Below are 25,029 nucleotides of genomic sequence, written 5' to 3' on the forward strand. Positions count from 1 at the left end.
TAAACGTTTTCTTATTACTGAATAGTTAAAAAAATAGAAAAAATTATTACTTTTTATTTATTAGACAAATTTGGTGTCCATAAATCGAATTCTTTAATTTGCGGAGGTATTCCTGAATCAGCATAAGATTCTAAATAACCACTTTTTGAGTTATAATCTTCACTTGAAGTAGCTGAATTAGAAAATTCCACTAATCCTCTGTTTCTAATTAAAGTGTGTTTAGGTTTAAAAGTAGATGACCAAATATAAAATACTTTAAAAACAGTGTCCGGATGATATCCCCCACCTAAATCAATAGCTAATATATCACATTTTTGAATTATTTTAAAAACACTTTCTAAAACATCATGAAGTCGAACATCACCTTTGATGAATGTACAGTCTAAATTGTTCATTGCATTTAGTGATTCGGGAGAATTATCAAGGGCAATAACTTTAACATCCTTGAAGTTGTCTAAGATTAATTTAGTTGTATTTCCAACATGACATCCAAGTTCAACTATAACATCCTCATCTCGTGCTAATGATAATATTTGATTTCTGTACTTTAAAACATCATAACTAAGTTTAATCATAAATAATACCTTTATTGTTAAGTTTACCTACATATGTCCAGTCAATTTTAAGTTTTTCTAAATCTTCTTTGTTTTTTGAAAAAGTAAATAATGTATTTCCAAGCATCGCCATTGAAGAACCTAAAATATCACAGCTAGAATCAATATAATCAATCATGGATTTTACTTCATTTGTAATTAAATTAGTTTTTTTAGAAAATTCATATGAAAATTTTAAAAAGTTATCTAAACTAGAATCTTTTCTAAATAAATCTACATAATCTTTACCATTTTCAGATATAATTTTCTTATAATTTGGATTTGTAATGATGTTATTTGTTGATATATCTCCAAAGCTTTTACATGCTACATAAACATCTTCATTAAAACTTTTAATTTCACCAATACCCGGTGCTCCAGGCAATGTTCTTAAAACAAGTCCTTTTCCAGTTTGGGCAATAACATCTCCTAACCCGCCACCAAGGCTAATTTCTACTTTATGAGCAATCTGACCGCAGGTTTCAATTGAATAACCCAAATTTAAAAATTCGTTAAGTGCTAATGACAAACTTAAAGCAGAAGCAGCAGAAGTTCCAAAACCTGCACCAATAGGAAGCTGAATATCTTGTGTAATTCTTAAAGGAGATTTAACTTCAAATATTTTAAGTATCTCTTTAATAATTAGGTCATTACCTTGACTAATATTAATTTCTAGATGATTACAATATTCGATAGTGGTTTTAACACCCTTATTAATTAAAAAACCTGCTCCAAGAGAACCTTTTTTTAAATCAATGTAGTGATCTTCTATTGTAAAAAAGCCAGTAATGTGTGCTGGAACAAAAACAGAACTTTTCATAGTATCATTCATTAAAAACGATTACATCCATCATCATCTCTATTAACATTCTGTTAATAGGATTTTCAAATGATAATGGATGTTCTTTTTCATGTTTATTATTCAAAAGAAAAACACGTAAATTAGAAGTACATAAATCTGTTGATCTAACAGCAAAATAAGTTTTATATTTTTTATCTATTATTTTAGTAACTATCCCAATATCTTCAGTTCTAGAATGACCTGCAATTCCTTCTTCCTCATAAATTCTGAAAATTTTAGGACAAACTGAGGTTATAAGAGCATAATTTAATAAACAAGAGTAATCTTCAGTCGATTCATAATCATCATATTCATAAATTTCACTACATATTTCTTCTGGAATTTCTAAACTACTATTACAATAGGCAAGCGAGATGTAAATTCCCTCATTATCTAATGCTTTCGATAAAACATCATAATACATATTACCTAATTCAATTGTACCATATCTATTTCCCAATATCTCAGGAACACTGTGAGTAAAACCCCCTTCACCCATTACAGTACAATAAAAATGTTTTTCACCTAAATAACCAGCATCTGATGATTTTTCAATAGTTTTTTTAATGTCAATATTAGAAAATTCTATTTTTTTAGAAATCTCTAAAGCTTCATTAGTACTTATCAAACTAACACCTACTTAATATAATATAAAGCAGTAAAATATTAAAAGATTTCTATTTAAAAAAAATAAAAGCTATAATGACATATAATTTCATCACTAACTTTTTCTAGCCATTAATTATCAGTATTTATCAGGAACTTCAATAGCTATATGTGTAAATTCAAAGGATTTAGTAGCTCCATGCCAATGCTTAACATTAGCAGGAATTATAACAACACCTCCGGAGTTAATTTTCTTGCATCCTTACCAAATTCGGATACCATCCTTCACAAATGTTAAAAGTAAAATTTGACCACACTCATCAGCGTGGTGAATATGCCAGTTATTCTACAACCTGCTTCAAAAGTTACATTAGCTACTAATACTTCTCCTTGTTGTGCTAATATATTTAAATAGCTTTGACCTATAAAGAATTGTCCAAAGGGATTTTTCACCTTTTTCCAAATAACATTACTCATCAACCCACATTTCAACCCTTTGCTTAAACTCATTAACTTCAGCACCGGGGATTGAAAGTCCTTTTTTAATATTTGCTCCTTTACATAATTTTTTAAGATCTTTTTCACTTTTCCCAAAGCCAGATCCTTCGTGAGTTACAAATGCTTTTACATATTTTCCATTAAAATCTAATTGTTCTAGCTGTGTCCACATAGCCATAGGTAAGGTTCCCCACCAATTAGGAAAACCAATATAAATTGTATCATACTGAGCAATATCTTTTAATGTTTCTTTAATTTGGGGACGTACTGCAGCTTCTTGTTCTTTTTTAGCAACATCAATACACTCCATATAGCTATCTGGATATGGAATAACTGTTTCTACTTTAAATAAATCTGCATCAGTGAGTTCTTGAATATATTCTGCTATTACTTCAGTATTTCCTTTTTCAATGTTTTTTAGTACCCCACCAAAATAGTTTTCACCACTACGAGAAAAATAAATTATTAATGTATTTGACATTTTATTAACTCCTTATTTAATTTAATTAATATAAAAGAAATATATAAATGTTGTTATTTACAACAATTAAATTAAAAAAAAGAATGAATTAAATCATTCTTTAATAGAACGAGCTAATTGGGCACCTTTTTCAAATGCTTCAGTTAAAACATCCTCATCAGGAACAAAAAATATGTCTAATGAATCAGTGACATTAAATCCAGCTTCTTCTAAGTTTTTTTGGAGTTTTGCAACAGCTCCCCCACCCCAACCTTTAGATGAAAATATTAAAGCATTTTTAACACTATTGGTTACTGCAAAATTAACACAATCTAACCAATACATCATACTACCAATACGAGGGAAAGGTTTATTCATCATTGTAGGAGCACCAATAGCAATAGCTTTACTTTCTAAAATATCTGTAATAACATCATCAGGTCCATCAGTTTCCATAGAATACATAACTACTTCAACACCTTCACTCATAATACCTTCAGCTATTTGGAACGCTAACTTTTCAGTTGAATGGTGCATTGTATCAAAAATAACAGTAATTTTATCCTTACATACACCTGAAGCCCATTTAGTATATAAATCTAAAATATAACCTGGATTTTTCCAAATTTGACCGTGGCAAGGAGCAATCATTTTAATTTGCTCCACAATACCATTATCTGTTAATTCTTGCAATTTCATCCTAGCCATTGGAGAACCTAAGGTAACTAAGTTTGCATAATATTTTTGAGCCTCCCATCCTAAAATATCTAATGAATAATCTTCATCATATCTCTCAGAGTAACATACATGTTGACCAAATGCATCATTAGAGAATAAAATTCCATCTTCAACTAAAAATGTAAACATGCTGTCTGGCCAATGCAACATTGGAGCTGAAATAAAAGATAATGTTCTACCACCAATATCAATTTCATCACCAGTAGCAACAGTATTAATCTTTAAATCTGAAAAATTATGATATTGTTGTTCTAAGAACTTTGCACAATTTGCAGACGCATAGATTTCTGCTTTAGGATTATATTTTTCAATAGTTTCATGCAAATAAGTAGAATGATCCATTTCAGAATGGTTTTGAACAAATACATCGATTTGAATTTCTTTTCCTTCTTGTGCAAATGCATCTTCAATTCTTGCATATAATTGATCAGATAAATTTCTATATACATTATCAATTAATACAGTTTTTTCTTCACCAAATACTAAATAAGCATTGTAGGTAGTTCCGGGAATACTATATCCATGAAAAGTTCTTCCATTCCAATGGAGAACACCCACCCAATATACTCCTTCAGCTATTTTAAACGCCTTAGCTTTCATTTTATAACCTCAAAATTTAAACTTAATTATATAAGCTAATTAGATATTTAATTCATATGATATTTAAAATTTGTTTAAAAATTATAAAACAATGGAATAACCAATCATGACTAAAAATTAAAACATTTCAAATTTAGACTGATTAAAAATAATAAAAGAAGAAATACCTAATTAAATATTAATCTATTCTTAAATATTCTAATAAAAAATCAAAATAAAATTTTTAATATTCTAAATTATAATATTTATTATATAGAATAACTAAAAATACTTATTATTATTTAAAATGAGGTAATAAAGTGAAAAGAATTGACCTACATATGCATAGTTTATTTAGTGATGGTGAATTATTACCCTCCGAACTAGCTAGAAGAGCTTTAAAATTAGATCATGAAGTAATAGCTATTACCGATCATGTTGATTACTCAAATATTGAACAAATTCCAACTATTCAGGATGCAATAGATGATATTAACTCAAAATGGGACATTACAGTTGTTTTAGGAGTAGAAGTAACTCATGCACCTATAGAATCAATTGATGGAATCGCAAAAAGAGCTAAAGAGCTTGGAGCAAAAATTGTTGTAGTACATGGTGAAACATTAAACGAACCTGTAACTCCAGGGACTAACCTTGCAGCAGTTAAATCAAGATATGTTGATATTTTAGGACATCCTGGATTAATTACAATTGAAGAAGCTGAAATTGCAAAAGAGAATAATGTTTATTTAGAAATAAGTGCACGAAAAGGACATTGTCTTGGAAATGGACATGTAGCTAATATAGCTCGTAAAGTTGGAAATGACTTACTTGTAAATACAGATACACATTCCCCAGATAATCTAATAACCTTTGAAAAATCATTTGAAATAGCTTTAGGTGCTGGCTTAACTGAAAAAGAAGCAGAAAAAGCTATAATTGAAAATCCTCGTAAATTGCTTAAAAGTAAAGGAATATTATGAAAGCATCAAAATTACTTAAAATCATCCAAGAGGATTTAAAAAAATATCCTATTAACTATTTAAAAAATAAAGTTACAGATGAAAGGTATATTGATCCTTTAATTAAAAAATTAGCAGAATATAACTCAAATATTTATTATGAAATATATGAATGTGAGATAGAAGATGATTATGAAATAAGTAATGATGTAGTTAAAAATATTAGAAACGACATTGGCTATTATTTTGACAAATATGCACCAACAGAATTTGATGAAAAAAAATTAACAACAAATCTAACACTTTATTTAGCATTAATTGCTAAAAAACCTCTACATCCTTTTAGTGAAGATAAAAATGATGATGTTTTCTTTTTTAATGGAACTTATTATTGTAAAGGAAAAATAAAATACATAAAAGATTACAGATCACTTTGTAGATATTGCTCTTGTAAAACATTAGGTTATCAAGGGATGTTTTAAAAAACTACTTTAAAACATAATATGTTAAAATTAAGTCTTTACCTAAGTGATTAACCTCTTTTAAATCTAATTTAATAGCTTCATCCATTGTACTAAATCCTTCACCATCAAAGAATGTTTTTGCATTCACTCCTCCAACAACCATTGGGGCAATACAAATTCTTATCTCATCGATTAATCCTTCTTTAACCATAGAAAAGTTTAAAGTAGAACCTCCCTCAAGCATTAATTTTTTAACACCAATACTTTTTAAATGATTCATTAACTCTTTTAGATCAACTTTTTTAGAACCACTAAAGAAAAAATCAATTCCCCTTTTTGAAAAACTTTCATACCTATTTGAAACTATAAAGTCATATTTATAATCATTAGCGACTGCAATTAATGTGTTTGCATCTTTATTTGTAACACGAGCAGCTATTGGAGTTCTAGCTTTACTATCAACAACGATTCTTAAAGGATTATCTTTAGGATTAGCATCAATTTTATGAACTGTTAATCTTGGATCATCAGCAAGGACAGTTCCAATCCCAACCATTATTGCATCAACTTCTTTTCTAAGTTCATGAACCCTTTTTAAATCTTGTTTGCCTGATATATTTGAACTTCCTTTATGAGTAGCTATTTTACCATCAAGTGTCATGGCCGCATTTAATATTACATAAGGTTTATCCATATAATCACCTTAAATATGATAAAACATTTCTTTTATTTGTAAAAAATTCACTAAAGTTTTATTTTCAAGCATTCCCGGCATTGTTATAGCAACAATAATTCCTATTAAACCAAATAATATTCCTATTGCCCATATTATTTTAACAGCATCTTTTTCTGCGATTGGTTTTCTTAATACAAATCTGATTAATGATTTAAAACCTTGTTCTGGCCTTACCAGTTTGCCCTCATCGTTAACTTTTGTTGGACTAAATTGTTGACGTTCCATTACTCCTACGCTATAAAACTTTAAAATAGCATCAATAATATTTGGCATTAAAACAATGAATGCAATTAATTTTACACGACCAATAAATGCAATAGAAACAATTGTAGCACCAATAATTAATGTACCAGTATCTCCTGGGAAAATTTTCGCAGGATACTTATTATAATATAAAAATACAATCAAAGCTCCCAACATACTCATACTAATGATAGTAACATCATATTTTCCAAGAATTATACAAGATATTGTAAGTGAACCTAAAGCTATTATACCCAAACCTGATTCTATTCCATTAAGACCAGCTAACATATTTGTTAAGTTAGATCCGATTGAAATAGCTATTGGCATGGAAATTAAGTATAAAATTCCAACATTAGGTGGAGCTGCCCATATTAAAGGAATACCCGCTAAAAATAATAAGAATAACTTTTCTTTAGATGAAAGTACAAGTAAATCATCGACAATACCAATAATACCAACAAGTAAAATCACGACTAAAACAATGCATAATGGAAAAGTTAATAAATCATGCAGGCATATTCCAGAAAATATTCCAACAATAAAACCAAACAGAATTCCAAAACCACCCATTTCTGCAACAATTGGTTTCCATGATTTATGCAAGTCAGTACCTACAATTTCAGCATTTTCAAGCTTTTTAATAATTATGGGCATTGATATACGAGTAGTTACAAATGAAAGTAGACCGCAAATAATAGCTATAACATATAACGGAAGTTGTGGTAAAAAAATCATAATTATCTCCTTAATATAAATTATATGAGTTTTAATAATAAAATTATTTTTTGTTTAAAATATAATAAACACTACGAATAGGAATATCTAAGTTTTTTGCTATTTGTGAAGCATTTAAACCCTCTTCTTTTAAAGATTTAACTTTTTCATGATCATGCTTTTTTTTAATATTTTCAAATTTAAAATCGTTATTTACTTTTTTAACTAAATAATAAACTCTATTAAGTGAAATATCTAATTTTTCTGCAATTTCATGAGCAGACATGCCACTATTAGCTAATTTATATACATCATGCTCTAGCCCATTACTTTGACTTTTAGCTCCCCAATTATATTTTTTTGTAACTTTAATATCAAGTTGCTCTAAAGCTTGAATATAATTATTAGATGTTCTCTCATAAACACTAGGTGCACAGGTGATTTCTTCTAAATTAGGGTATTTATCTATTAATTCAACAATTTTAACAGATGTTAATGCTTCTGTAATATGAACTTTAGTAATATTTTCATCCATATTATCCCTACTTTTTAATAAGATTTAAGAATTTTTTAGATTTATCTGATTTAGGATTTTTAATATTATCAACATTTTTAATTTCTTTTTTAATCTTAGACTCATTGATATTAAACGCATTACTAATCATTTCAATATCAACATCAGAATTTAAATGTATTAAAGCTGCACCTAAAGCTACATTATTAAATTTAATATTAGAATTCTTAATTTGTTTTTCAAATTTAAATTTTTCATATAAGAGCAAGTCTTTTTCCTCAATAGGTATTATTTTAATATCACTAAATTGATTTAAAACACCAATAACCTTAGAATAATCAGTTTGAAAAATTTTACGTTGTTGGCGATCAAGTTCTACGCGAATATATGGAAAAGGTCCATTTCTAATTTTACGTGAGTTTTTAGATGTAGTTAAATAATATCTAAAAATATCCCAAAGAATTAAAGATGGAGCGAAATTTTTAAAAATACTTTGTTGAATATTTTCCTTAATTCTCAAATCCCTTTTTAGCAATCTATTTAGATTCCCAAATTTATCCATTAAATGTAAATTTCTTAAATTTTTTTCAATTTGAAGTCTTCTCCACTCCTCAATAGCATCTACATCATATTTATCAATATAATCAGGAGCTTGATTATTATATTTTAAAATAACCTCTTCATATTTAGTAATCTGCTTAAAATTAGATAATTTTCTTTTATATATTTCATCTTGAATTTCACTAATTATTGATTCTGCATATTTTACATAAGAAATAGCTAGTGCATTTCTTGCATGTTTATCATCAATGATGGCTGGTTTAGTTCTATGGAATCTTAAAGCTTCTATTCTTACATTTCGACCGTATCTTTTTCTAACTTCTTCCTCATAGTTATTAATATATTCTGAATCTAGACTTATGGATTTACGAATTAAACGTTTATTTTCATCTTTAAATTTAATAACTAATGAAATTGTTTTAACAACACCTTTACGTTCTTGTTTTAATATATTTAATACCATTTTCAATGATTCGCGACCATAATTTGATAATTGACTCATTAAAACCATGTAATTACCAGAAAGAGGTAAAAATGGAAGTATTTCTAAACGATGAACAGCTTCTTTATTTATTTTAAATGAAAATGATTCACTAGTACAACTACATTTACCAAAATTATGTTTATATTCTTCCATTGAATATTTTTTATAACAGGAATTACATTTCACATAACCATATTGATTTAAATGACCAATAGCTATTTTATGTGAATCAATAGCTGATTTCACCCTATCTAGAATATTTTTTTTAGCATTAGCTCGCATTCGAAATATTTGATTATGGCGACTATTTTCACTTACCTCTTCAACAGTAACCTCAGATAGTGATTTTGTTCCATATTTAGTTAAAGATGTAAAAGGAGTTGTATATCCTTGTGCATCCATAGCTTCTTTTAAATTTTGTAAATAGTTTAATCTGTCATCTAATTTAAAATAAAGACTTTTAAAGACTTCAAAATCATCAATATTATCCAATGTGACTTCATCTTTTGAAATCTTTTTGAGATATTTCTCAGCTTTAACTACTAGAGCAGATTCTTCCATGTTTATCTTATTTATTGAATTCTTTCGCCAATTTTAGCATTTTCATCTGGTGATAATAATGCACCACTTTCACCAGTAGCTAAAACCATACCTTCAGATAAAGTTCCAAATAGTTTAGCTGGTCGTAGGTTAGCTAAAACACATACTTTTCTATCGATCAATTCATCAGGTGAGTAAAATTTAGCAATGCCTGCTACAATTTGTCTTGTTTCATCACCAATATCAACTTGTAATTTTAATAATTTATCAGATTTTTCTATTTTTTCTGCTTCTTTTATTTGACCAACTTTTATTACAACTTCATCAAAATCATCAATACTAATTAAATCACTCATATTATCATCCTCACTTTCTTTTAATTTTTCTTTTTGATTAATAATAACCTCATCTTCTATCTTTTTAAAAAGTGGTTTAGCCTTATTAATTGAATACCCTACAGGTAAAGATACTTTTGCATCTTTCCATTCATTAAGATTTTGTATATTCATTATTTTAGCTATTTCATCGGCTTTTATTGGAAGATAAGGTTTTAAGGTGTAAGCTAAAGTTTTAGCTAATTGATTTGAAAGATATAAACAATTAGCTGCTTTTTGATAATCTTCTTTTACAGCATTCCATGGTTCTGCATCATTGAAATATTTATTTCCTTTTTTAGCTACTTTAAATATTTCAAGTAAAGCTTCTCTAAATTCAAATTGAGAGATGTATTCTCCAACTTTATCAGGTAATTCTTTAATAGCATTTTCAAATGATTCATCCTCTGCAGAAGGATTTAAATACTCAGGAACTTTTCCATCAAAATATTTTTTAGTAAAAACAAAAGTTCTGTGTAAAAAGTTTCCAATAACATCTGCTAATTCATCATTATTTCTTCTTTGAAAATCATCCCATGAAAAGTCAGAATCCTTATTTAAAGGAGCATTAATTGTTAAATAATATCTTAAAAGATCTGCGTCAAAATCACGAACAAAATCTTCAATCCATATAACCCAATTTTTACTAGTGGACATTTTTTCTCCTTCAAGAGATAAAAATTCCCCTGCATAAATCATATCTGGCATTTTACAACCATATGCTTTAAGAAGACCCGGCCAGAATATTGAATGGTGATAAATAATATCCTTTCCAATAAAGTGAACTACATAATCATTCCAATAATCTTCCCATTTAATCCCAGTTTCACTTGACCATTGGGATGCAGATGAAATATAACCTAAAAATGCTTCAATCCATACATACAATACTTTACCCTTAGCTTCCTCCAGTGGTACTGGAATACCCCAATTCATATCTCTTGTTAAAATCCAATCATTTAAACCTTCACGAAGCCAGTTTTTAGCATAATTCTTAACATTAGACGGAAGATTTTCATTATTTTCAATGTAATCTTTTAAATCATCCTCAAATTCGTTTAATTTAAAAGCATATTGATAGGTATCTTTAATAATAGGTGTGCCACCACAAGTTAAACATTTGGGTTCTTCAAGTTCAGTTGGTTCTAGTGCTCTTCCACATTTTTCACAGTGATCTCCACGAGCTTCAGATCCACAAGCAGGACATAATCCTTCGACATAACGATCAGGCAAGAATTTTTCACAATGATTACAATATAACTGCTCAATATCTTCCCTATAAATAAATCCTTTATTATATAATTCTTTAAAGAAGTTTTGAGCTATTTCATAATGAATTTCATCAGTAGTTCTTGTAAAATTATCTAAAGAAATATTCATTGACTCTACATCACGTACAATCATGTCATGATAACGTTTAGAAATTTCAATAGGTTTTTTATTTTCCTTATCTGCCTTAACTGCTATTGGAGTTCCATGTTCATCAGTAGCACAAACCATCAATACATCATTACCTACCATCCTATTATACCTTGCATAAATATCGGCAGGTAAATATGTAGAACGAATATGACCTAAATGACAAGGCCCATTTGCATAAGGAAGTGCACATGAAATAAAAATCTTAGTCATTTATTGTTCTCCTCATTTATTTTAAACATATAGTAATTATGTAATTCATCTATAATAAAGTAGTATTCTTAATAGCATTATCCTTCTAAAAAAATTTAATATTTTAAAATAAATATTACAAGAAAAAATAAGTTAATTTTTTAATATATGAAATGAAAAGTTAAAATCATGGCTGAAGTTTCTTATATAAATCCATTATCAAGTGAAGGAAGAGAAATTATTCAAAAATATGGTGACTTAAATCAAATCTTTCAGGAAGATGACATTTTAATCGACAAAGTAATCCATACTACCAATCAAAAGATTTCAGATGATGACGTGATTCCTAAATCCTATAAAGATTTGGCTATTAAACGTATCCAATGGGCTATTGAGAAAAAAAACAATAAAAACTATATACAAGGCGAATTTGAATATTTATTAAATGAAAAATTATTTGTTGAAGACGTTGTTACCTTTCATATTCTATGTCAAGCAATAGCCATTCAATTTAATATAGGTTCCCGTGAAACACGCCTTTTTATTGAATCACTTGGAAAATTAATAGAAGAAAGATTAACTAGAATACCACCTATTATAAAAACAGAAATAATAGATGAAGTTTTAAATGAAGTAAAAATTGATGGATCTATTAAATGGACTTCTCTTAAAGGTATAATATCTAGTAAAAAATTATCTCTAACTGATTTATTTATTCAGAATGGAGATATTATTCTACAAGAAGAAGACTTTCTAACCAATTATAGTTCTAAATTCAATGATCGTAATCCCCAACGTATGTATAATATTTTAATTGGAGATAGCATTAAAGAATTGATTTTATCAAGATTAATAATGCAAAAAACAGAAGAATACATTGAAAGAATTAAAGAAATGTCTGCTAAAATTGAAATCCATCCAGCTATAATCGAAATAGGAGAAGAACTAAAAGAATTTATTCCAAATGAGATTAGCAAATACAACCAATTCTATGCCGGGAGCGGAGGAGTGTATGGAACAGTTAAAGCTGGAAAATTAATAAAAGAAGCTTTCCCACCATGTATTGCAAATACTGTTGAAGGTGTATCTTCTGGAGGACGTAATGATGCTATTGTACTTTTATTAACCTCATTTGTATCCTATGCAAGACTATATCCTAGAATATTTGCAAGTGATGAAAGTGTAAAAGTATCTGATATGGATCCTAATTTAACAATTACTGAAAATGAGATATTACCACTAATTTTTGAAGCAGCAGACAATTGTACACCACCCCTATTCGAAGATCAACCCCAAGAAAAAGTTAATATCATATCAAAATTAGGTTTTGGAATGCATGATAAAGTAGATATTAATCATGAAGGAGAAACAAAATGGTATACTCCAATGAGTTGTGAGAAAATTAAAATACATTTACCTCACTTATGCAAGCCAGATAAATCTTGTAAAGGCATTAATAACCCTTTATCTTGTTATGGTCGTAAAAAATACCAACTTGACAATCAAAATAAAAATTAAATAGTTGATGGTGAAAATTTAAAAGGATTATGATTTTCATTAGTAGCTTCATAATATTTATTTAAAATCTTTGTTTCCCAAATATTATAATTAGCTCGTTCATTTTTCTCAAAATTATATGCAATCATGCCAATTTGACGTTCTGCTTCATTAATACCTTTCATTTCACAAAAATCAGAAACAATATCTGGAGCATAATCACATGGTTCATCATCTTTAAATTCTAAAAATTCTATGTATTCATTTTCAGAAAATAATTCTTCTTCATCAATAGGATATTCATTTTCTTTAATTGTAAACAATTCAATATAAATCATGTCAACTAAGGGCAATTGATTTAACTCAATTCCTAATCCATGAATTTTACCAGTTTCTAAATTCAATATAGTATGGCCTGTTTTTTGACAAGGATACCAATTATCATAAGCTGGTTTTACAATATCTTCAGGAGTTAAGCTAGAAAGAATAGTTTTTAGATGTTCAACTCCAATTAATTCAATTACTTCATCCATATTGTTATATTTAATTACATCTTTTATAAATTTATAATATTTCACAAATGCACACTTACTTAATTATTATATATTTTAAAAATTAATTATTAATTGTAAACATTAAAAATTGATATCATGTTTTCTAAAGCAACTATTAAAGAACGAAGACAATATTATCGTGAAGAATGGTCTGTAAATGATCTTCCTGAATTTATTACAAAAGATATTAAAAAAAGAGAATTTGGTTTTGACCATAATGGACGAGGACCCAACGATAGATATAAAGCTTTTAGAGGAAAAGAATCCTTAAAGAAATTTTTAAGATTCAAATCACCTTTTGCAGCTTATATTTCTATTGCATTTTATAATAATCCTAGAAGAAGAGAGGATTGGCTTAAGGCAGAATATGTTTTTGATGTTGATGCAAAAGATATTCCAATTAGAACCTGTCAATGCGATAGTGTTTGTGAAATTTGTCTTGGTGAAGCTTTAGAAATTGTTAATTCATTAATAGATACATTAAAAAGTGATTTGGGATTAAAAAATATTCATTTAATTTATTCAGGAAGAGGATATCACATTAGAATCCTTGATGAAGAAATGATGAGTGCAAATAGTGAACTTAGATCTGAAGTTTTAAAATATGTAGCAGGTGCTGAAATTCCTAAATCCCAATTTTCAAACGCTGAAATTACAAATCAAGGTTTTAACTTTGAACATTTCTCAATTCCCATTGGATATTCAAAGGTTTTTACAGATAAAGTAAAATACAATGTTCAACATCTAGTTGGAAATGAAAATATTGATGGAATAAACAAAAAACTAATGAAAGATATTATCAACTCAAGATATCATTTAGAAAATGGTGAATGGGGATTTTTTAAAAGAGATATTGGACCTAGAAGATATAAAAATTTAGTTGAAGCTATGGCACGTGTTAATCTATCAACTATTGATGCTAAGGTTTCCATTGATTTAAAGAGAATATTAAGGCTTCCTTCATCACTTCACTCCAAAGTAAGCATGAAATGTATGGAAGTTAAAAATAGAGAAAACTTTGATCCTTTTAGTAAAGCTGTCCCTAAATTTGTATATGAAAGAAAGGAATGAGTAGTATGGATGAAATTTTAAGAGAAATTTTAAGAAATAACCAATATTTTGATGAAATAAACGAAAATAGATTTGTTCCAATGTATTTAGGTTTAATTGTTAACGGAGTAGTATTATATCATGTAAACTGGATTGATATTATTGAAAAAGAAATAGTTTTTATGCATAAGAATATTCAAACTCATCCAATTGCTTCTCTTGTATTAGAAAATCTTAATTCACTAATGATTATTACAAATGATGGAATAAAAGAAGTTTTATGATTCTAAACACTTTTCTTTTATTTTTTTACTAATCACTTCTATTGAATCATCAGCTGAAATAACATTCCAATTATATGTAACTTTTTTTGACTTTTCACGAGCTTTTATTAAAGATTCTAAGTTTTCAAACATTTCAATATCTTCATTTCTAGAATTTATACGTTTTAGAGATTCTTCTGGTGAAACATCTAAGAAAAACATACAATTTGACGTTGGAAGTACGAAAGCAACGATTTTATAAACTACAACATTAATTACATTTGGAAGATAAATAACAGCAAGAATATATCTTGAAAATATTAAAACATCAATATCTTCATTACGAGAATATTTATGAACCGACCTTATTGCATCAAGTCCAAAATATATTGTAGCTTTTATATGGTTAAATTTACCTGTTTTAACTAAAGCTTCTTTAGATTTTCGGCCATATCTATTGTCATTACATGGATGAGACCTAATCACCACATTTTTTCCTTGTTTCTTATACATATCTGCAAGTAAATTAATTTGAGTATCTTTACCTGAGCCATCTAATCCATCAATAACAATAAATTTCATAATATCTAAAAAATAATTCTATTTAGAAAGAACTTCCAATGTTGAGTCAATTGGGTAAAATTCTGTGTATTTAGAATTTCTTTCAATTGGATTTCTTCCTAAATTCCTAACCATATCACTTAAAGTACTAATAGATGTTTCAATACCATCAGGAGCACCTGAAGCTTCTGATAATTCATCACCACCTAATGTACCTCCTAAATCATTTGCTCCAGCAGTTAGTGATACTTGAGCAAATCTATATCCCATTTTTACCCAAGATACCTGAATATTAGGTATTAAATCCCTAAGCATTAATCTAGAAACAGCATATAATTTTAAATCTTCAGTTCCACTAGCTCCAAGATTCTTTTGACCTTCTAAGAAAATTGGAGAGTATTCGTGCATAAAAGTCATAGGAATAAATTCAGTGAAACCATGAGTTTCTTCCTGAATTCGACGAATAATATCAATGTGTTCAACACGCTCTCCTAATGTTTCTACATGACCATACATGATTGTAGCTGAACCACCAACACCTACTTCATGAGCAGTTTTGACAATATTAATCCATTCTTGAGTAGACACTTTTTCAGGACAAATTAACTCCCTTGAGCGATCGGTTAAAATTTCAGCAGCAGTTCCAGGTAAGGTATCTAATCCTGCACTTTTAAGTCTTTCAAATGCCTCTTCAATACTAATACCAGATAAAATACTTGCATCATTAACCATAGTTGGTGAAAAACCATGAATCAATACATCAGGATAAGTATCTTTTAATAAAGAAAGTAAATGCTCATAATATTCAATATCAGCATCTGGAAGAACACCACCCATTAGACAAAACTCATGAACACCCTTCTCAACAGCTCCTTGAGCTTTAGATAAAATAGCCTTATCATCTAAAATATAAGCATCAGGATCATCCCTATCTTTTCCAAAGGCGCAAAAACCACATCTAACCGTGCAAATATTAGTGAAATTAATATTACAATTATTAATAAATGTAACATCATCTCCCACTATATCACTTCTTAAAAAATCCGCAGTTGCTAATAAAGGATATAAATCAGAACCTTTAACATTCATTAAATAATTAGCTTCCTCAACAGTGATAACTTCATCAAGAGATTTAGCTAAAATTCTTTCAGTCTCAGAAGAAATGGGTAGTTTATCAAACATGTAAATATATAATGTTAAAATAAAATATATAACTTTCTATAATAGATAATTTAATATATTATTTATACTAAGCTTTTATTTAAAGAATAAAATGAGGATTAAAATGGATAGTAGTGAAGCTATTTACAATGGACTTAAAGATGCTGGTATAAACTTTATTGTTAGTGTTCCTTGTGTAAATTTATCTAAATTACTAAATTTAATTGATGAAGATAAAGAAATAACACATATCCCTGTTACTCGTGAAGAAGAAGGAATTGGAATATGTGCAGGAGCATATCTTGGTGGTATGAAACCAGCAATTCTAATGCAAAATTCAGGGCTTGGAAACTCAATTAATGCACTTAAATCACTAATTGAATTGTATAAAATGCCACTTATTATGATTATTAGTCACAGAGGAACTGAAGGTGAAAATATTTCTGGACAAGTCCCTATGGGAATTTCAACCCCACGAATATTAGAATCAATGGATTTTCCATTTTTTACTCCGGGAAAACCTGAAGGTGCATACGAAGCTATTAGACCATCATGGGAATTATCTTGTGATAAATCTAAACCTGTTTCAATACTTTTAGAAATAAAATACTGGTGATAATATGATGAGAAGAGACGCAATTAAAAAAATAATGGAAAATATAGAAGATGAGGTAATTGTTTGTAATATTGGATTTCCATCAAGAGAATTATATGATATTCAAGATAGAGTGCGTAATTTTTATATGATCGGTTCAATGGGTCTTGCATCATCAATTGGATTAGGATTAGCTATTTCAAAGGCAGATGAAAAAATAGTTGTAATTGATGGAGATGGTTCACTTTTAATGAATATGGGATCTCTTGTAACAATAGCTGCAAACAATCCGAAAAATTTAACATTAATCGTAATAAACAATGGGGTTTATGGTTCAACTGGAAATCAAGATACATATGCAAAAGATTTAAATTTAGTTAATATTGCAAAAAGTTCTGGATTTAAAAATAGCTATTATTTTGAAGATATTGATTTAAAAGAGGTTATAAATAGTGATGGAACTAATTTTATAGAAATTAAGTGTGAATCCGGAAATTCACAAGCTCCTATAATAAATTTAACTCCAGAATTTATTAAAAATAGATTAATGAACAATATTTAAGATTCCGCTTCATTTAACTCTTCAATCCTCCTATCAAAATCATTTAATTTTTTAGCAAGTCCTGCAAAATATGGAATATATACTTTTGAAAAAGCTAGTCTATCTGGATTTTGTCCAACACCATCTATTTGCTTTTTAACTCTATCGATTTTTCTTTCAACTTCATCATACATTAAATCTCCTGGGAATTCACCAATGAAAACTCCATCAGCACCATTTTCTAGTGCATAGTGTATATGTCTTGGTCTTACTCTATTTACAGAAAGTACTTTGATTATGTGAATAGATTCAGGATATTGAAGCCTATTAACCCCAATATTGTCAGCTGCAGTATAACCTATAGAATCTAAAAATACTAAAATTAAACGTTCCCCATCTTGTTTTTTAGCTAAAACTCCATCAATTGTTGCAGATATTTTCTCATCAATGTTACCATTCATTTTAATAGCACCATTAGAACAAACTGTTAAACATTTTCCACAACCATCACAACTCATTGGATCTAAAAATAGTTTATCATCAACAATGCTCAAAGCTTTAAATCTACAGAAATTTAAACATTTTTCGCATAAATCACATTTTTCTTCATCAATTTCAGCTATAAACGGTTCTATTTCAATTCCACCAGTATTATATTCAGATACCTTAGATGCAGCAGCTGTTGCTTGCATAATTGAGTCTGTAATATCTTTTGGGTCTTGTGCAGTTCCACAAACAAATACACCCTGAACATCTGTTGTAACTGGTTTTATTTTTGGATGTGTTTCTTTTATAAAATGGTCTTCTGTTGTTCCTACATTTAAAATTTCAGCAATTTCTTTAGTACCTTCAGAAGGTTCCATAGCTGTTGATAAAACAACCATGTCTGCTTCAATTTCTGAAAATTCCCCTTTAATTGTATCTTCTACACGAACTAATAAAACATCATTTTTAGATACAACTTCTCCAGGCCTTCCTCTTATAAACCTTACTTCATTTTCTTGAGTGTGCTTATAGTATTTTTCAAACATTCCTGGTGTTCTAATATCTGTATAACATATTACTACATCAGTTTCAGGATATTTGTGCTTTATAATATTCGCATTTTTTAAAGCTACTGAACAACATATTTTAGAACAATACTTATGACCATCTGGTTTTTCATCTCTTGAACCTACACATTGGATCATAACTACTCTTTTTGGAACCTCCCCATTAGCTTTAAGTAATTTTCCTTTTGTTGGCCCATTTACTCCAGTAATACGACCCAATTCAGACTGAGTTATAATGTCTGGATGTTTTGAATACGAATATTCTGGACGTTTTTCCATTTCAAATAATTTATGACCAGTAGCTATGATTATTGAACCTACTTGAAGCGGAATTTTTTCTGCTTTTCTTTTAAGTTTAATTGCCTTCATCATGCACTCTCTAAAACAATCACCACATTTATTACAGTATTCTGGGTCAATAACATAAGCTTCAGGATAAGATTGTGAAAATGGCCTATAAATTGCTTTTCTTAAAGATAAATCATCATTCCAATCATCGGGAACTTCAATTTCACAAACTTCTGCACATTTCCCACATGCAATACATTTATCAGGATCTACAAATCTCGGAGATTGTTCTACAATTAAATTATATGTTCCAGCATGTCTTGTTGATTCAATAACTCGTGAATTAGTTAGAACTTGAATATTATCATTCCACACTAAATCATTTAAAATTGGGTTTAAAAGACACATTCCGCATTCTTCTGCAATTTTTACAGGTGAAAATACCTTTCCCACTTTAGCCATGTGCCCCCCAAGAGATGGAGATTGTTCAATAATAGTTACTTTTGTTCCTTGTCGAGCTAATGATAATGCTGCACTCATTCCTGCAATACCACCTCCAATAACAGCTACTTCTTCTGATGTTTCACAATAAATTGGTGTTACTTCTTCTGATTGTTTTATTTTTTCAATAGAAGCGTTGATTAAAGCAATGGCTTTTTGAGTAGCTTTTTTTGAATCAGAATGAACCCATGAACATTGTTCACGAATATTAGCCATATCCATTAAATATGGATTTAATGGTTTTATATAATCTTGAAATGTTTTTTCATGTGTTATTGGTGAACAAGCAGCAATTACAACCCTATCTAAATGATGTTCTAAAATTGCATCTCGAATAATTTTTCTACCATTTAAAGAACATAAGTTTTCGAATTGTGCCATTACTTCAACATCAAGTGATGATTTTATTTTTTCTATATCAATTGTATCTGAAATATTTCCACCACATTCACATATAAATAATCCAACTTTTAAATTTTCAGGCATTATTCAACCTCCTTTAACTCACATATAACTGAATCAATTGGACAAGTATGTGCTTTTACTCCAATTACTTTATCAAAGTCTCCACCCATTGCAATAGCTATAAATTGAGCTATATTAAAATGGATTGCTTTGTAATTTTTACCCTCTCTTTTTGAGATTAAATCTTGATATCTGTCAAATTGAATATGACAATTTGGACATAAATGAACAAGAATTTCAACATCTTCATCATCTAATGAGTTCATTTTATCTGCAGTTGCTGTAAAAGATAATTCTGGATTTGAATATCTTTGTCTAAATCCAGTACCACATGTCGCTCTTTTGTGATCATACCAACCAATTGTTTTACAACCACACGCCTCTATTAATTCATCTAAAATATTAGGATCTCTTACGCCAGCAATAGTATCTTCATAATGCACTTTACAGTAATGACAACCATGATGAGTAGCGATTTTATAATTACTTAAATCATATTTAATATGTTTTTTAATTTCGTCTTTTTTACCATATAAAATATCAACAACATGAAATATATTTTCTGTTGGTTTTAAATCATATTTATCGTATTTTAAGTGTTTTAAACCATTATCTTCAAATAATGTGTTAATTTTATTTCTTAAATCATCTTTGTTGTTTAGTAATTTAACTGATTTTTTATTAATTGCATAACAAGTTGCACAAATCATTACTAAATTTGGTCTATTTAATTGTTTTGCTATTTTAAAATTACGTGCTCCAATAGCTGTAGTGTCAATTTGGTCAAAAACATCAGAATAATGACCTAATCCTGTACAACAAGTTTGTTTTTCTGAAATTGCATAATCTAATCCTAATTTATCAAAGACAAATTTTGTTGAAGATTCAATTCCAGGATATTCAACACTTACTAAACAGCTTCTAAATAAAAGGAGATTTTTATCAGGTATATTTTTCATGTTAAACCTCCTTTTCTTGAGATTTTCTAATTTTTTCAATTTTATTTTTAAAACCAGTAATTGTTAAAATTAAACTTACTTCGTCAATAACTTCTTTAGGTGGCATTAAAGGCGGACTTAAATTTAATTCTTCTCTGATTTCTCCCAAATTTTGTCTAAATTCCCACCATCCTTCAACATCATGAGAAATATCCTCAAAAAATATTTCAGGAATAGCTCCAATAGCTGCATTAAAATAGCTATCTGCAAAACCTAGATATTCATAAAGTTTATCTTGACCAATTCCATGTTTTATTGCTTTTTGTTTTAGAATTTGATTTACTTCACAAACACTATTTCCAACTGGACACACACTATGACAAGTATAACAATAAAAACAATTCCAAATATAATCTTCTTTTAAAATGGACTCATCACCATCTAAAACTCTTTCCATGATTTCACGTGGACTATATTTACTATGGCGAGCTGCAGGACATGTTGAAGTACATAACCCACATTGTACACATTTTAAAACAGCTCCATCTTTGGTGTTTTTTACATCAGCAATTATCTCTTCTGCAAAATTAATAGGAGCATCCTCGATTCTTTGTTTAGACATCTAACACCCCCATTTATAATTTAAATTCTTTATTTTCTATTGATTTTTTAAGTTGTCTAGACAGTTTATTTGCCCTTAGCCTATCAGATTGTCTACAAATAATTGGAATATCTTTGGTTTTTCCATTAATTTCTAGCTCAACTGAACCTGTATTCATTTTAAATGCATCATTTAAACAAAAATGAGAACACATTCCACAACCAAAGCAATAATTTTGAAGTAGTCGTTTATTTCTAAATGCATTTGTTGGACAAACTTCTTCTACCCTACACTTTTCACAATTTTCACATTTTGTCCTATTAAATAATGGTCTTAAATCATGACCTTCCCACATTGCATTATAATTAGTTTGAGCTAATGGTAAATGGCGACCTTTTATATCAGCTACTGGTAAATCAATATCTTTATCCAAAATAAACAAGTTATTATAAATTTCTTCATTTAATACAGGAATTGGTATAGCTACAGTATCATAAATTTCACCACCTTGACCTGTTTTAAATCCACCAATATAATATGGATCCATTTCCATGAAGTTTGCAGACAACATCAAATTAGGTTTTTCAACCGATGATCTTGTACCATCACCTAAAACATAACCTTCCGCACCATTAACTAAAACTTTACAACCTGATTTAATTGCATTATGAGGAATATCATTTTGAAGTGGGTTTAAATCACCACAACCTGAAAATGTTAAAGCAGAAAGATTACCACCTAAAGGAATTGCAGCAAAAATTGAGGAAACCTCTTCACGACCCGGATTAGTAAAAGCAGTATAATTTTTAAATGCCATACGGGAACCAATAATTTGACCTCTTCCAACATTATCCATGGTTATAGTTGTTTCTATTCTCTTTTTATCAATACTTTCAACAACAACATCAATTTCACCACCTTCAAGTAGGTCTTTTAATAAAAAACCACCACCATAATGAGGATCATGAATTGAATGGGAAGTTCCATGTAAAATTACATCAACTTCACCTAACCACTCATTAGGACAAGGCCCTGCATAAGCTGGAATACCATTTAAAAATACTTCACTAGCTCTTATAAACTCACCAGGCTTAGAAACTGTAAAATTTAAAATAGCTGCTGTTCCACTCATAACTCCACAAGTACCACAAGTTACAACATCAACTTCATCAAAACTTGGTGCATCATCATTTTTAATAAGTTTTTTAAACTCATCAACTGTATAAATATTAGCTTCACCGTCATCAATTCTTTTATTAATTTGACTAATACTTCTCTCAATCAAAAATACCTTCCCCATTTTTCTAAATTTTTCCTACTGTATCTCCTCTAAGACCCCTTCTTATAGTTTCAAGAGAAGTAATATCATCACTAGAGATATTACCTAAATTAACAGTATTTCCTAATTTTAAGATAAAAAAGACTTGCTGATCCTTATTAGGAGCTTCCCATAATAACTTATCTCCATTAAAGTTATTTAAAATGTAGTCTATTTCGCCTTCTTTAGCATTTCCTGCTTTATCAAATATCCCAATATTTTTTCCACCCTCTCTAGCTTCAACAATAATCAAAGAAGAACCGGCGGATAATTCATCTTTCATGCAAGTAATTCTTTCATCTAAGCTAAGTTCTTTATCTAAGAGTGGATCTTTTTTTCCAACTTCCGATAATACTTCAAATCCATTTTCACAAGCCTTATTAATAGCCTCTAATTTATTTTCATGAGCTATATTTACAGATCCATCAGAAACTTCAATGGCTGGAAAACCTAAATCATGAGCTTCTTTGAAAAAATCTTCTAATTTATTATTCATATACGCCAATTCGAATAGTGTTCCTCCAGTATATGGAGTTATATCATATGATTTATACATTTCCACTTTAGCCTTTATAATTTCTCTTTCATGTACAATTGAGGTCCCCCAACCAAATTTTAAATAATCTACATACTCTCCAGAGACATCCATCAAGCTATTCGCAGTTTCAAGTCCTAGACCCTTATCAAGAACCATTGTAATGCCACAAGTTCTAGGTTTTTCTTCTCTTTTTTTAGATAAAAATTCAAATGATTTCACAATTATCACGTATTTTTTTAATATTAATTAATAGTATAAATGGGTTTTTAACATTTTGCATAAAACAATAATAATTTAATAATAACTCCCCCAATATAAAATTATGCATAAAGAACAAATTGATTTAGATGAAAGTCATATACGACTAATCACCGATTTAGAAAAGAATAATCTTAAAAACTATATTAAAAAAATAAGATATGACCTTAAACAATACATCACTAAAAACCAAGACTTTTTAATCTCATTAGAACCTTTAAAAATGCCTGATGAAAATTTGCCATTAATTGTCAAAAAAATGTATGAATCATCTAATATTGCAGATGTTGGTCCAATGGCTGCTGTTGCAGGAAGCATATCTGAAATGTCACTTAATTACCTGATTAAAAATAATTCCACTTATTCAATAGTTGAAAATGGTGGAGATATAGCTATTATTAATGATAAACCTGTGATTTGTGGAATATATTCAAATAATGAACTTTTAGGAAATAAAATCGCATTTAAATTAAAATCACGTAAAAAAGCATTGGGTCTTTGTACATCATCAGGTAAAATAGGTCATTCAATAAGTTTTGGACAATCAGATAGTTTAACTGTTATTTCCAACTCATCATCAATAAGTGATGCTCTTGCAACAAGAATAGCTAATGATGTTAATGGAAATAATGGTGAAAATAAAATTTCAAAAGCCTTAGAAACCTGTGAAAATTATAAAGAATACTTTGATGGTGTTTTAATAATTTCAGGAAAATATATTGGAACAATAGGTAAATTACCAAAAATTATTGAAAGCAAAGAATTTAAAGTAGATATTTAAAAAAAACTACTTTATAGAAACAAAAATTAGAATTTGTTTAATTCTTTTTCAGAACGAACAACCAAATCAGATAAAGAATTGTAAACATTTGCTGGAATTGAACTTTCATCTTTTTCTGCAATTAACTGGGAAATAATCTTACAAAGAATAAATATCGCATGTTTATGTTCAGCTTTGGTTTTATGAATATGATGTGGACTAATCCTAAGTCCTATGTATTCACTACAATCGTTTTTAATTTGATCATTTTCTGCTAAATATTTAAGAACATAAACTAAAAATTGATGTAATTGTATCATTTCATCTTTATACATATATATCTAACCTATTATTAAACTCTAAAATGAGATAAAACTGATAATAATTTTAATAATACTATTATATCATTTAATTATATTTAAAACATTGCATTAAAAATAGGGACTGTCAATTTGTTAGCTCTTGTTTTCGTTTTTCGATCCAGCCATCTTTTTGGTGCATTATTTGATTGAATATTCCTTCTAATGTTCTGAATTTCTTTTTGTGTGCTTTGGGCATTGTATTTCC

At 28.6% G+C, this 25,029-nt stretch carries 28 protein-coding genes; 8 read left to right on the top strand and 20 right to left on the bottom strand.

From position 1 onward, the window contains the following. Positions 1–53: 53 nt before the first annotated feature. The 6 genes from MBORA_RS01595 to MBORA_RS01620 all read right to left on the bottom strand — a co-directional run bounded on the left by MBORA_RS01595 (position 54) and on the right by MBORA_RS01620 (position 4,336). Positions 54–575 (bottom strand): class I SAM-dependent methyltransferase, encoded by a 522-nt coding sequence (locus tag MBORA_RS01595; protein ID WP_042694386.1) that lies wholly within the window; start codon positions 573–575, stop codon positions 54–56. Further along, positions 568–1,413: a pantoate kinase gene (locus MBORA_RS01600; RefSeq protein WP_042694460.1), complete on the bottom strand. Its 846-nt coding sequence runs from the start codon at positions 1,411–1,413 to the stop codon at positions 568–570. The genes MBORA_RS01595 and MBORA_RS01600 overlap by 8 nt, the downstream gene beginning before the upstream one ends. Positions 1,414–1,417: 4 nt before the next feature. Further along, positions 1,418–2,062 (bottom strand): hypothetical protein, encoded by a 645-nt coding sequence (locus MBORA_RS01605; RefSeq protein ID WP_042694385.1) that lies wholly within the window; start codon positions 2,060–2,062, stop codon positions 1,418–1,420. A gap of 272 nt (positions 2,063–2,334) precedes the next feature. Continuing rightward, entirely contained in the window at positions 2,335–2,517 is a 183-nt protein-coding gene (locus tag MBORA_RS10940) for a cupin domain-containing protein (RefSeq protein ID WP_197017443.1), read from the bottom strand. Beyond that, a complete protein-coding gene (locus MBORA_RS01615) occupies positions 2,510–3,019 on the bottom strand; it encodes a flavodoxin (protein WP_042694384.1) in 510 nt (169 codons plus the stop codon). The genes MBORA_RS10940 and MBORA_RS01615 overlap by 8 nt, the downstream gene beginning before the upstream one ends. 93 nt (positions 3,020–3,112) lie before the next feature. After that, positions 3,113–4,336, bottom strand: coding sequence for an FprA family A-type flavoprotein (locus tag MBORA_RS01620; protein WP_042694381.1), 1,224 nt, complete (start codon positions 4,334–4,336; stop codon positions 3,113–3,115). Positions 4,337–4,635: 299 nt separating this feature from the next. Between MBORA_RS01620 and MBORA_RS01625 the strand changes: the two genes are divergently transcribed. After that, a complete protein-coding gene (locus tag MBORA_RS01625; RefSeq protein ID WP_261795649.1) occupies positions 4,636–5,298 on the top strand; it encodes a histidinol phosphate phosphatase domain-containing protein in 663 nt (220 codons plus the stop codon). Continuing rightward, positions 5,295–5,759: a DUF2115 family protein gene (locus MBORA_RS01630; protein WP_042694377.1), complete on the top strand. Its 465-nt coding sequence runs from the start codon at positions 5,295–5,297 to the stop codon at positions 5,757–5,759. Before MBORA_RS01625 ends, MBORA_RS01630 begins: the two co-directional genes overlap by 4 nt. 4 nt (positions 5,760–5,763) lie before the next feature. On the opposite strand, the gene MBORA_RS01635 is transcribed toward MBORA_RS01630, so the two are convergent. Genes MBORA_RS01635 through metG form a run of 5 tightly spaced genes read right to left on the bottom strand, consistent with a single transcriptional unit; the run spans position 5,764 to position 11,542 of the window. Continuing rightward, positions 5,764–6,435: a 2,5-diamino-6-(ribosylamino)-4(3H)-pyrimidinone 5'-phosphate reductase gene (locus MBORA_RS01635; protein ID WP_063720142.1), complete on the bottom strand. Its 672-nt coding sequence runs from the start codon at positions 6,433–6,435 to the stop codon at positions 5,764–5,766. Positions 6,436–6,444: 9 nt separating this feature from the next. Further along, the gene (locus MBORA_RS01640; protein ID WP_042694375.1) at positions 6,445–7,458 is read right to left on the bottom strand and encodes an MraY family glycosyltransferase; all 1,014 of its coding nucleotides are present in this window, start codon (positions 7,456–7,458) and stop codon (positions 6,445–6,447) included. A 43-nt stretch (positions 7,459–7,501) separates the two neighbouring features. Next, positions 7,502–7,972 carry a hypothetical protein gene (locus MBORA_RS01645; RefSeq protein ID WP_063720143.1) on the bottom strand — a complete coding sequence of 157 codons (471 nt, stop codon included), beginning with the start codon at positions 7,970–7,972 and terminating at the stop codon, positions 7,502–7,504. A 7-nt stretch (positions 7,973–7,979) separates the two neighbouring features. Then, positions 7,980–9,557, bottom strand: a complete 1,578-nt coding sequence (locus tag MBORA_RS01650; protein WP_042694372.1) for a DUF530 domain-containing protein — start codon at positions 9,555–9,557, stop codon at positions 7,980–7,982. Between the two features lie 11 nt (positions 9,558–9,568). After that, positions 9,569–11,542: a methionine--tRNA ligase gene (gene metG, locus MBORA_RS01655; protein WP_063720144.1), complete on the bottom strand. Its 1,974-nt coding sequence runs from the start codon at positions 11,540–11,542 to the stop codon at positions 9,569–9,571. Between the two features lie 168 nt (positions 11,543–11,710). Between metG and priL the strand changes: the two genes are divergently transcribed. After that, positions 11,711–13,039 carry a DNA primase large subunit PriL gene (priL, locus tag MBORA_RS01660; RefSeq protein ID WP_063720145.1) on the top strand — a complete coding sequence of 443 codons (1,329 nt, stop codon included), beginning with the start codon at positions 11,711–11,713 and terminating at the stop codon, positions 13,037–13,039. On the opposite strand, the gene MBORA_RS01665 is transcribed toward priL, so the two are convergent. After that, on the bottom strand, positions 13,036–13,551 hold the full coding sequence (locus MBORA_RS01665; protein ID WP_042694457.1) for a hypothetical protein: 516 nt from the start codon (positions 13,549–13,551) through the stop codon (positions 13,036–13,038). The two genes, priL and MBORA_RS01665, sit on opposite strands and share 4 nt — an antisense overlap. Positions 13,552–13,668: 117 nt before the next feature. Here MBORA_RS01665 and priS point away from each other — a divergent pair, with 117 nt between their 5' ends. After that, positions 13,669–14,643: a DNA primase catalytic subunit PriS gene (priS, locus tag MBORA_RS01670; protein WP_042694366.1), complete on the top strand. Its 975-nt coding sequence runs from the start codon at positions 13,669–13,671 to the stop codon at positions 14,641–14,643. Further along, a complete protein-coding gene (locus tag MBORA_RS01675; protein ID WP_231476019.1) occupies positions 14,640–14,906 on the top strand; it encodes a hypothetical protein in 267 nt (88 codons plus the stop codon). Before priS ends, MBORA_RS01675 begins: the two co-directional genes overlap by 4 nt. Here MBORA_RS01675 and MBORA_RS01680 read toward each other — a convergent pair. Both MBORA_RS01680 and cofH read right to left on the bottom strand, forming a co-directional pair. After that, entirely contained in the window at positions 14,901–15,467 is a 567-nt protein-coding gene (locus MBORA_RS01680; protein ID WP_231476018.1) for a nucleoside/nucleotide kinase family protein, read from the bottom strand. The genes MBORA_RS01675 and MBORA_RS01680 overlap by 6 nt on opposite strands. Before the next feature lie 18 nt (positions 15,468–15,485). Further along, positions 15,486–16,628, bottom strand: a complete 1,143-nt coding sequence (cofH, locus tag MBORA_RS01685) for a 5-amino-6-(D-ribitylamino)uracil--L-tyrosine 4-hydroxyphenyl transferase CofH (protein ID WP_042694363.1) — start codon at positions 16,626–16,628, stop codon at positions 15,486–15,488. Positions 16,629–16,725: 97 nt separating this feature from the next. On the opposite strand from cofH, the gene comD reads away from it, so the two are divergent. Then, positions 16,726–17,223 (top strand): sulfopyruvate decarboxylase subunit alpha, encoded by a 498-nt coding sequence (gene comD / locus MBORA_RS01690; protein ID WP_081738411.1) that lies wholly within the window; start codon positions 16,726–16,728, stop codon positions 17,221–17,223. Between the two features lie 4 nt (positions 17,224–17,227). Continuing rightward, positions 17,228–17,764, top strand: a complete 537-nt coding sequence (comE, locus tag MBORA_RS01695; RefSeq protein ID WP_042694359.1) for a sulfopyruvate decarboxylase subunit beta — start codon at positions 17,228–17,230, stop codon at positions 17,762–17,764. Here the strand turns inward: comE and hdrA are convergent. Genes hdrA through comA form a run of 5 tightly spaced genes read right to left on the bottom strand, consistent with a single transcriptional unit; the run spans position 17,761 to position 23,663 of the window. Further along, complete coding sequence (gene hdrA / locus MBORA_RS01700) at positions 17,761–20,070, bottom strand: ferredoxin:CoB-CoM heterodisulfide reductase subunit HdrA (protein ID WP_063720146.1); 2,310 nt, start codon at positions 20,068–20,070, stop codon at positions 17,761–17,763. The genes comE and hdrA overlap by 4 nt on opposite strands. Further along, positions 20,070–21,008 (bottom strand): ferredoxin:CoB-CoM heterodisulfide reductase subunit HdrB, encoded by a 939-nt coding sequence (gene hdrB / locus MBORA_RS01705; RefSeq protein WP_042694358.1) that lies wholly within the window; start codon positions 21,006–21,008, stop codon positions 20,070–20,072. Before hdrB ends, hdrA begins: the two co-directional genes overlap by 1 nt. A gap of 1 nt (position 21,009) precedes the next feature. Further along, positions 21,010–21,609, bottom strand: coding sequence for a ferredoxin:CoB-CoM heterodisulfide reductase subunit HdrC (hdrC, locus tag MBORA_RS01710; RefSeq protein ID WP_042694355.1), 600 nt, complete (start codon positions 21,607–21,609; stop codon positions 21,010–21,012). A gap of 13 nt (positions 21,610–21,622) precedes the next feature. Next, positions 21,623–22,873: a methanogenesis marker 16 metalloprotein gene (locus MBORA_RS01715; protein WP_042694353.1), complete on the bottom strand. Its 1,251-nt coding sequence runs from the start codon at positions 22,871–22,873 to the stop codon at positions 21,623–21,625. Between the two features lie 19 nt (positions 22,874–22,892). Continuing rightward, on the bottom strand, positions 22,893–23,663 hold the full coding sequence (gene comA, locus MBORA_RS01720; RefSeq protein WP_042694351.1) for a phosphosulfolactate synthase: 771 nt from the start codon (positions 23,661–23,663) through the stop codon (positions 22,893–22,895). 103 nt (positions 23,664–23,766) lie between these two features. Between comA and MBORA_RS01725 the strand changes: the two genes are divergently transcribed. Continuing rightward, positions 23,767–24,483 (top strand): UPF0280 family protein, encoded by a 717-nt coding sequence (locus MBORA_RS01725; protein WP_042694349.1) that lies wholly within the window; start codon positions 23,767–23,769, stop codon positions 24,481–24,483. Positions 24,484–24,509: 26 nt separating this feature from the next. Here the strand turns inward: MBORA_RS01725 and MBORA_RS01730 are convergent, their stop codons facing one another. Further along, complete coding sequence (locus MBORA_RS01730) at positions 24,510–24,797, bottom strand: UPF0058 family protein (protein ID WP_042694347.1); 288 nt, start codon at positions 24,795–24,797, stop codon at positions 24,510–24,512. Positions 24,798–25,029: the final 232 nt, after the last annotated feature.

Source organism: Methanobrevibacter oralis (assembly GCF_001639275.1).
Lineage (GTDB): Archaea > Methanobacteriota > Methanobacteria > Methanobacteriales > Methanobacteriaceae > Methanocatella > Methanocatella oralis.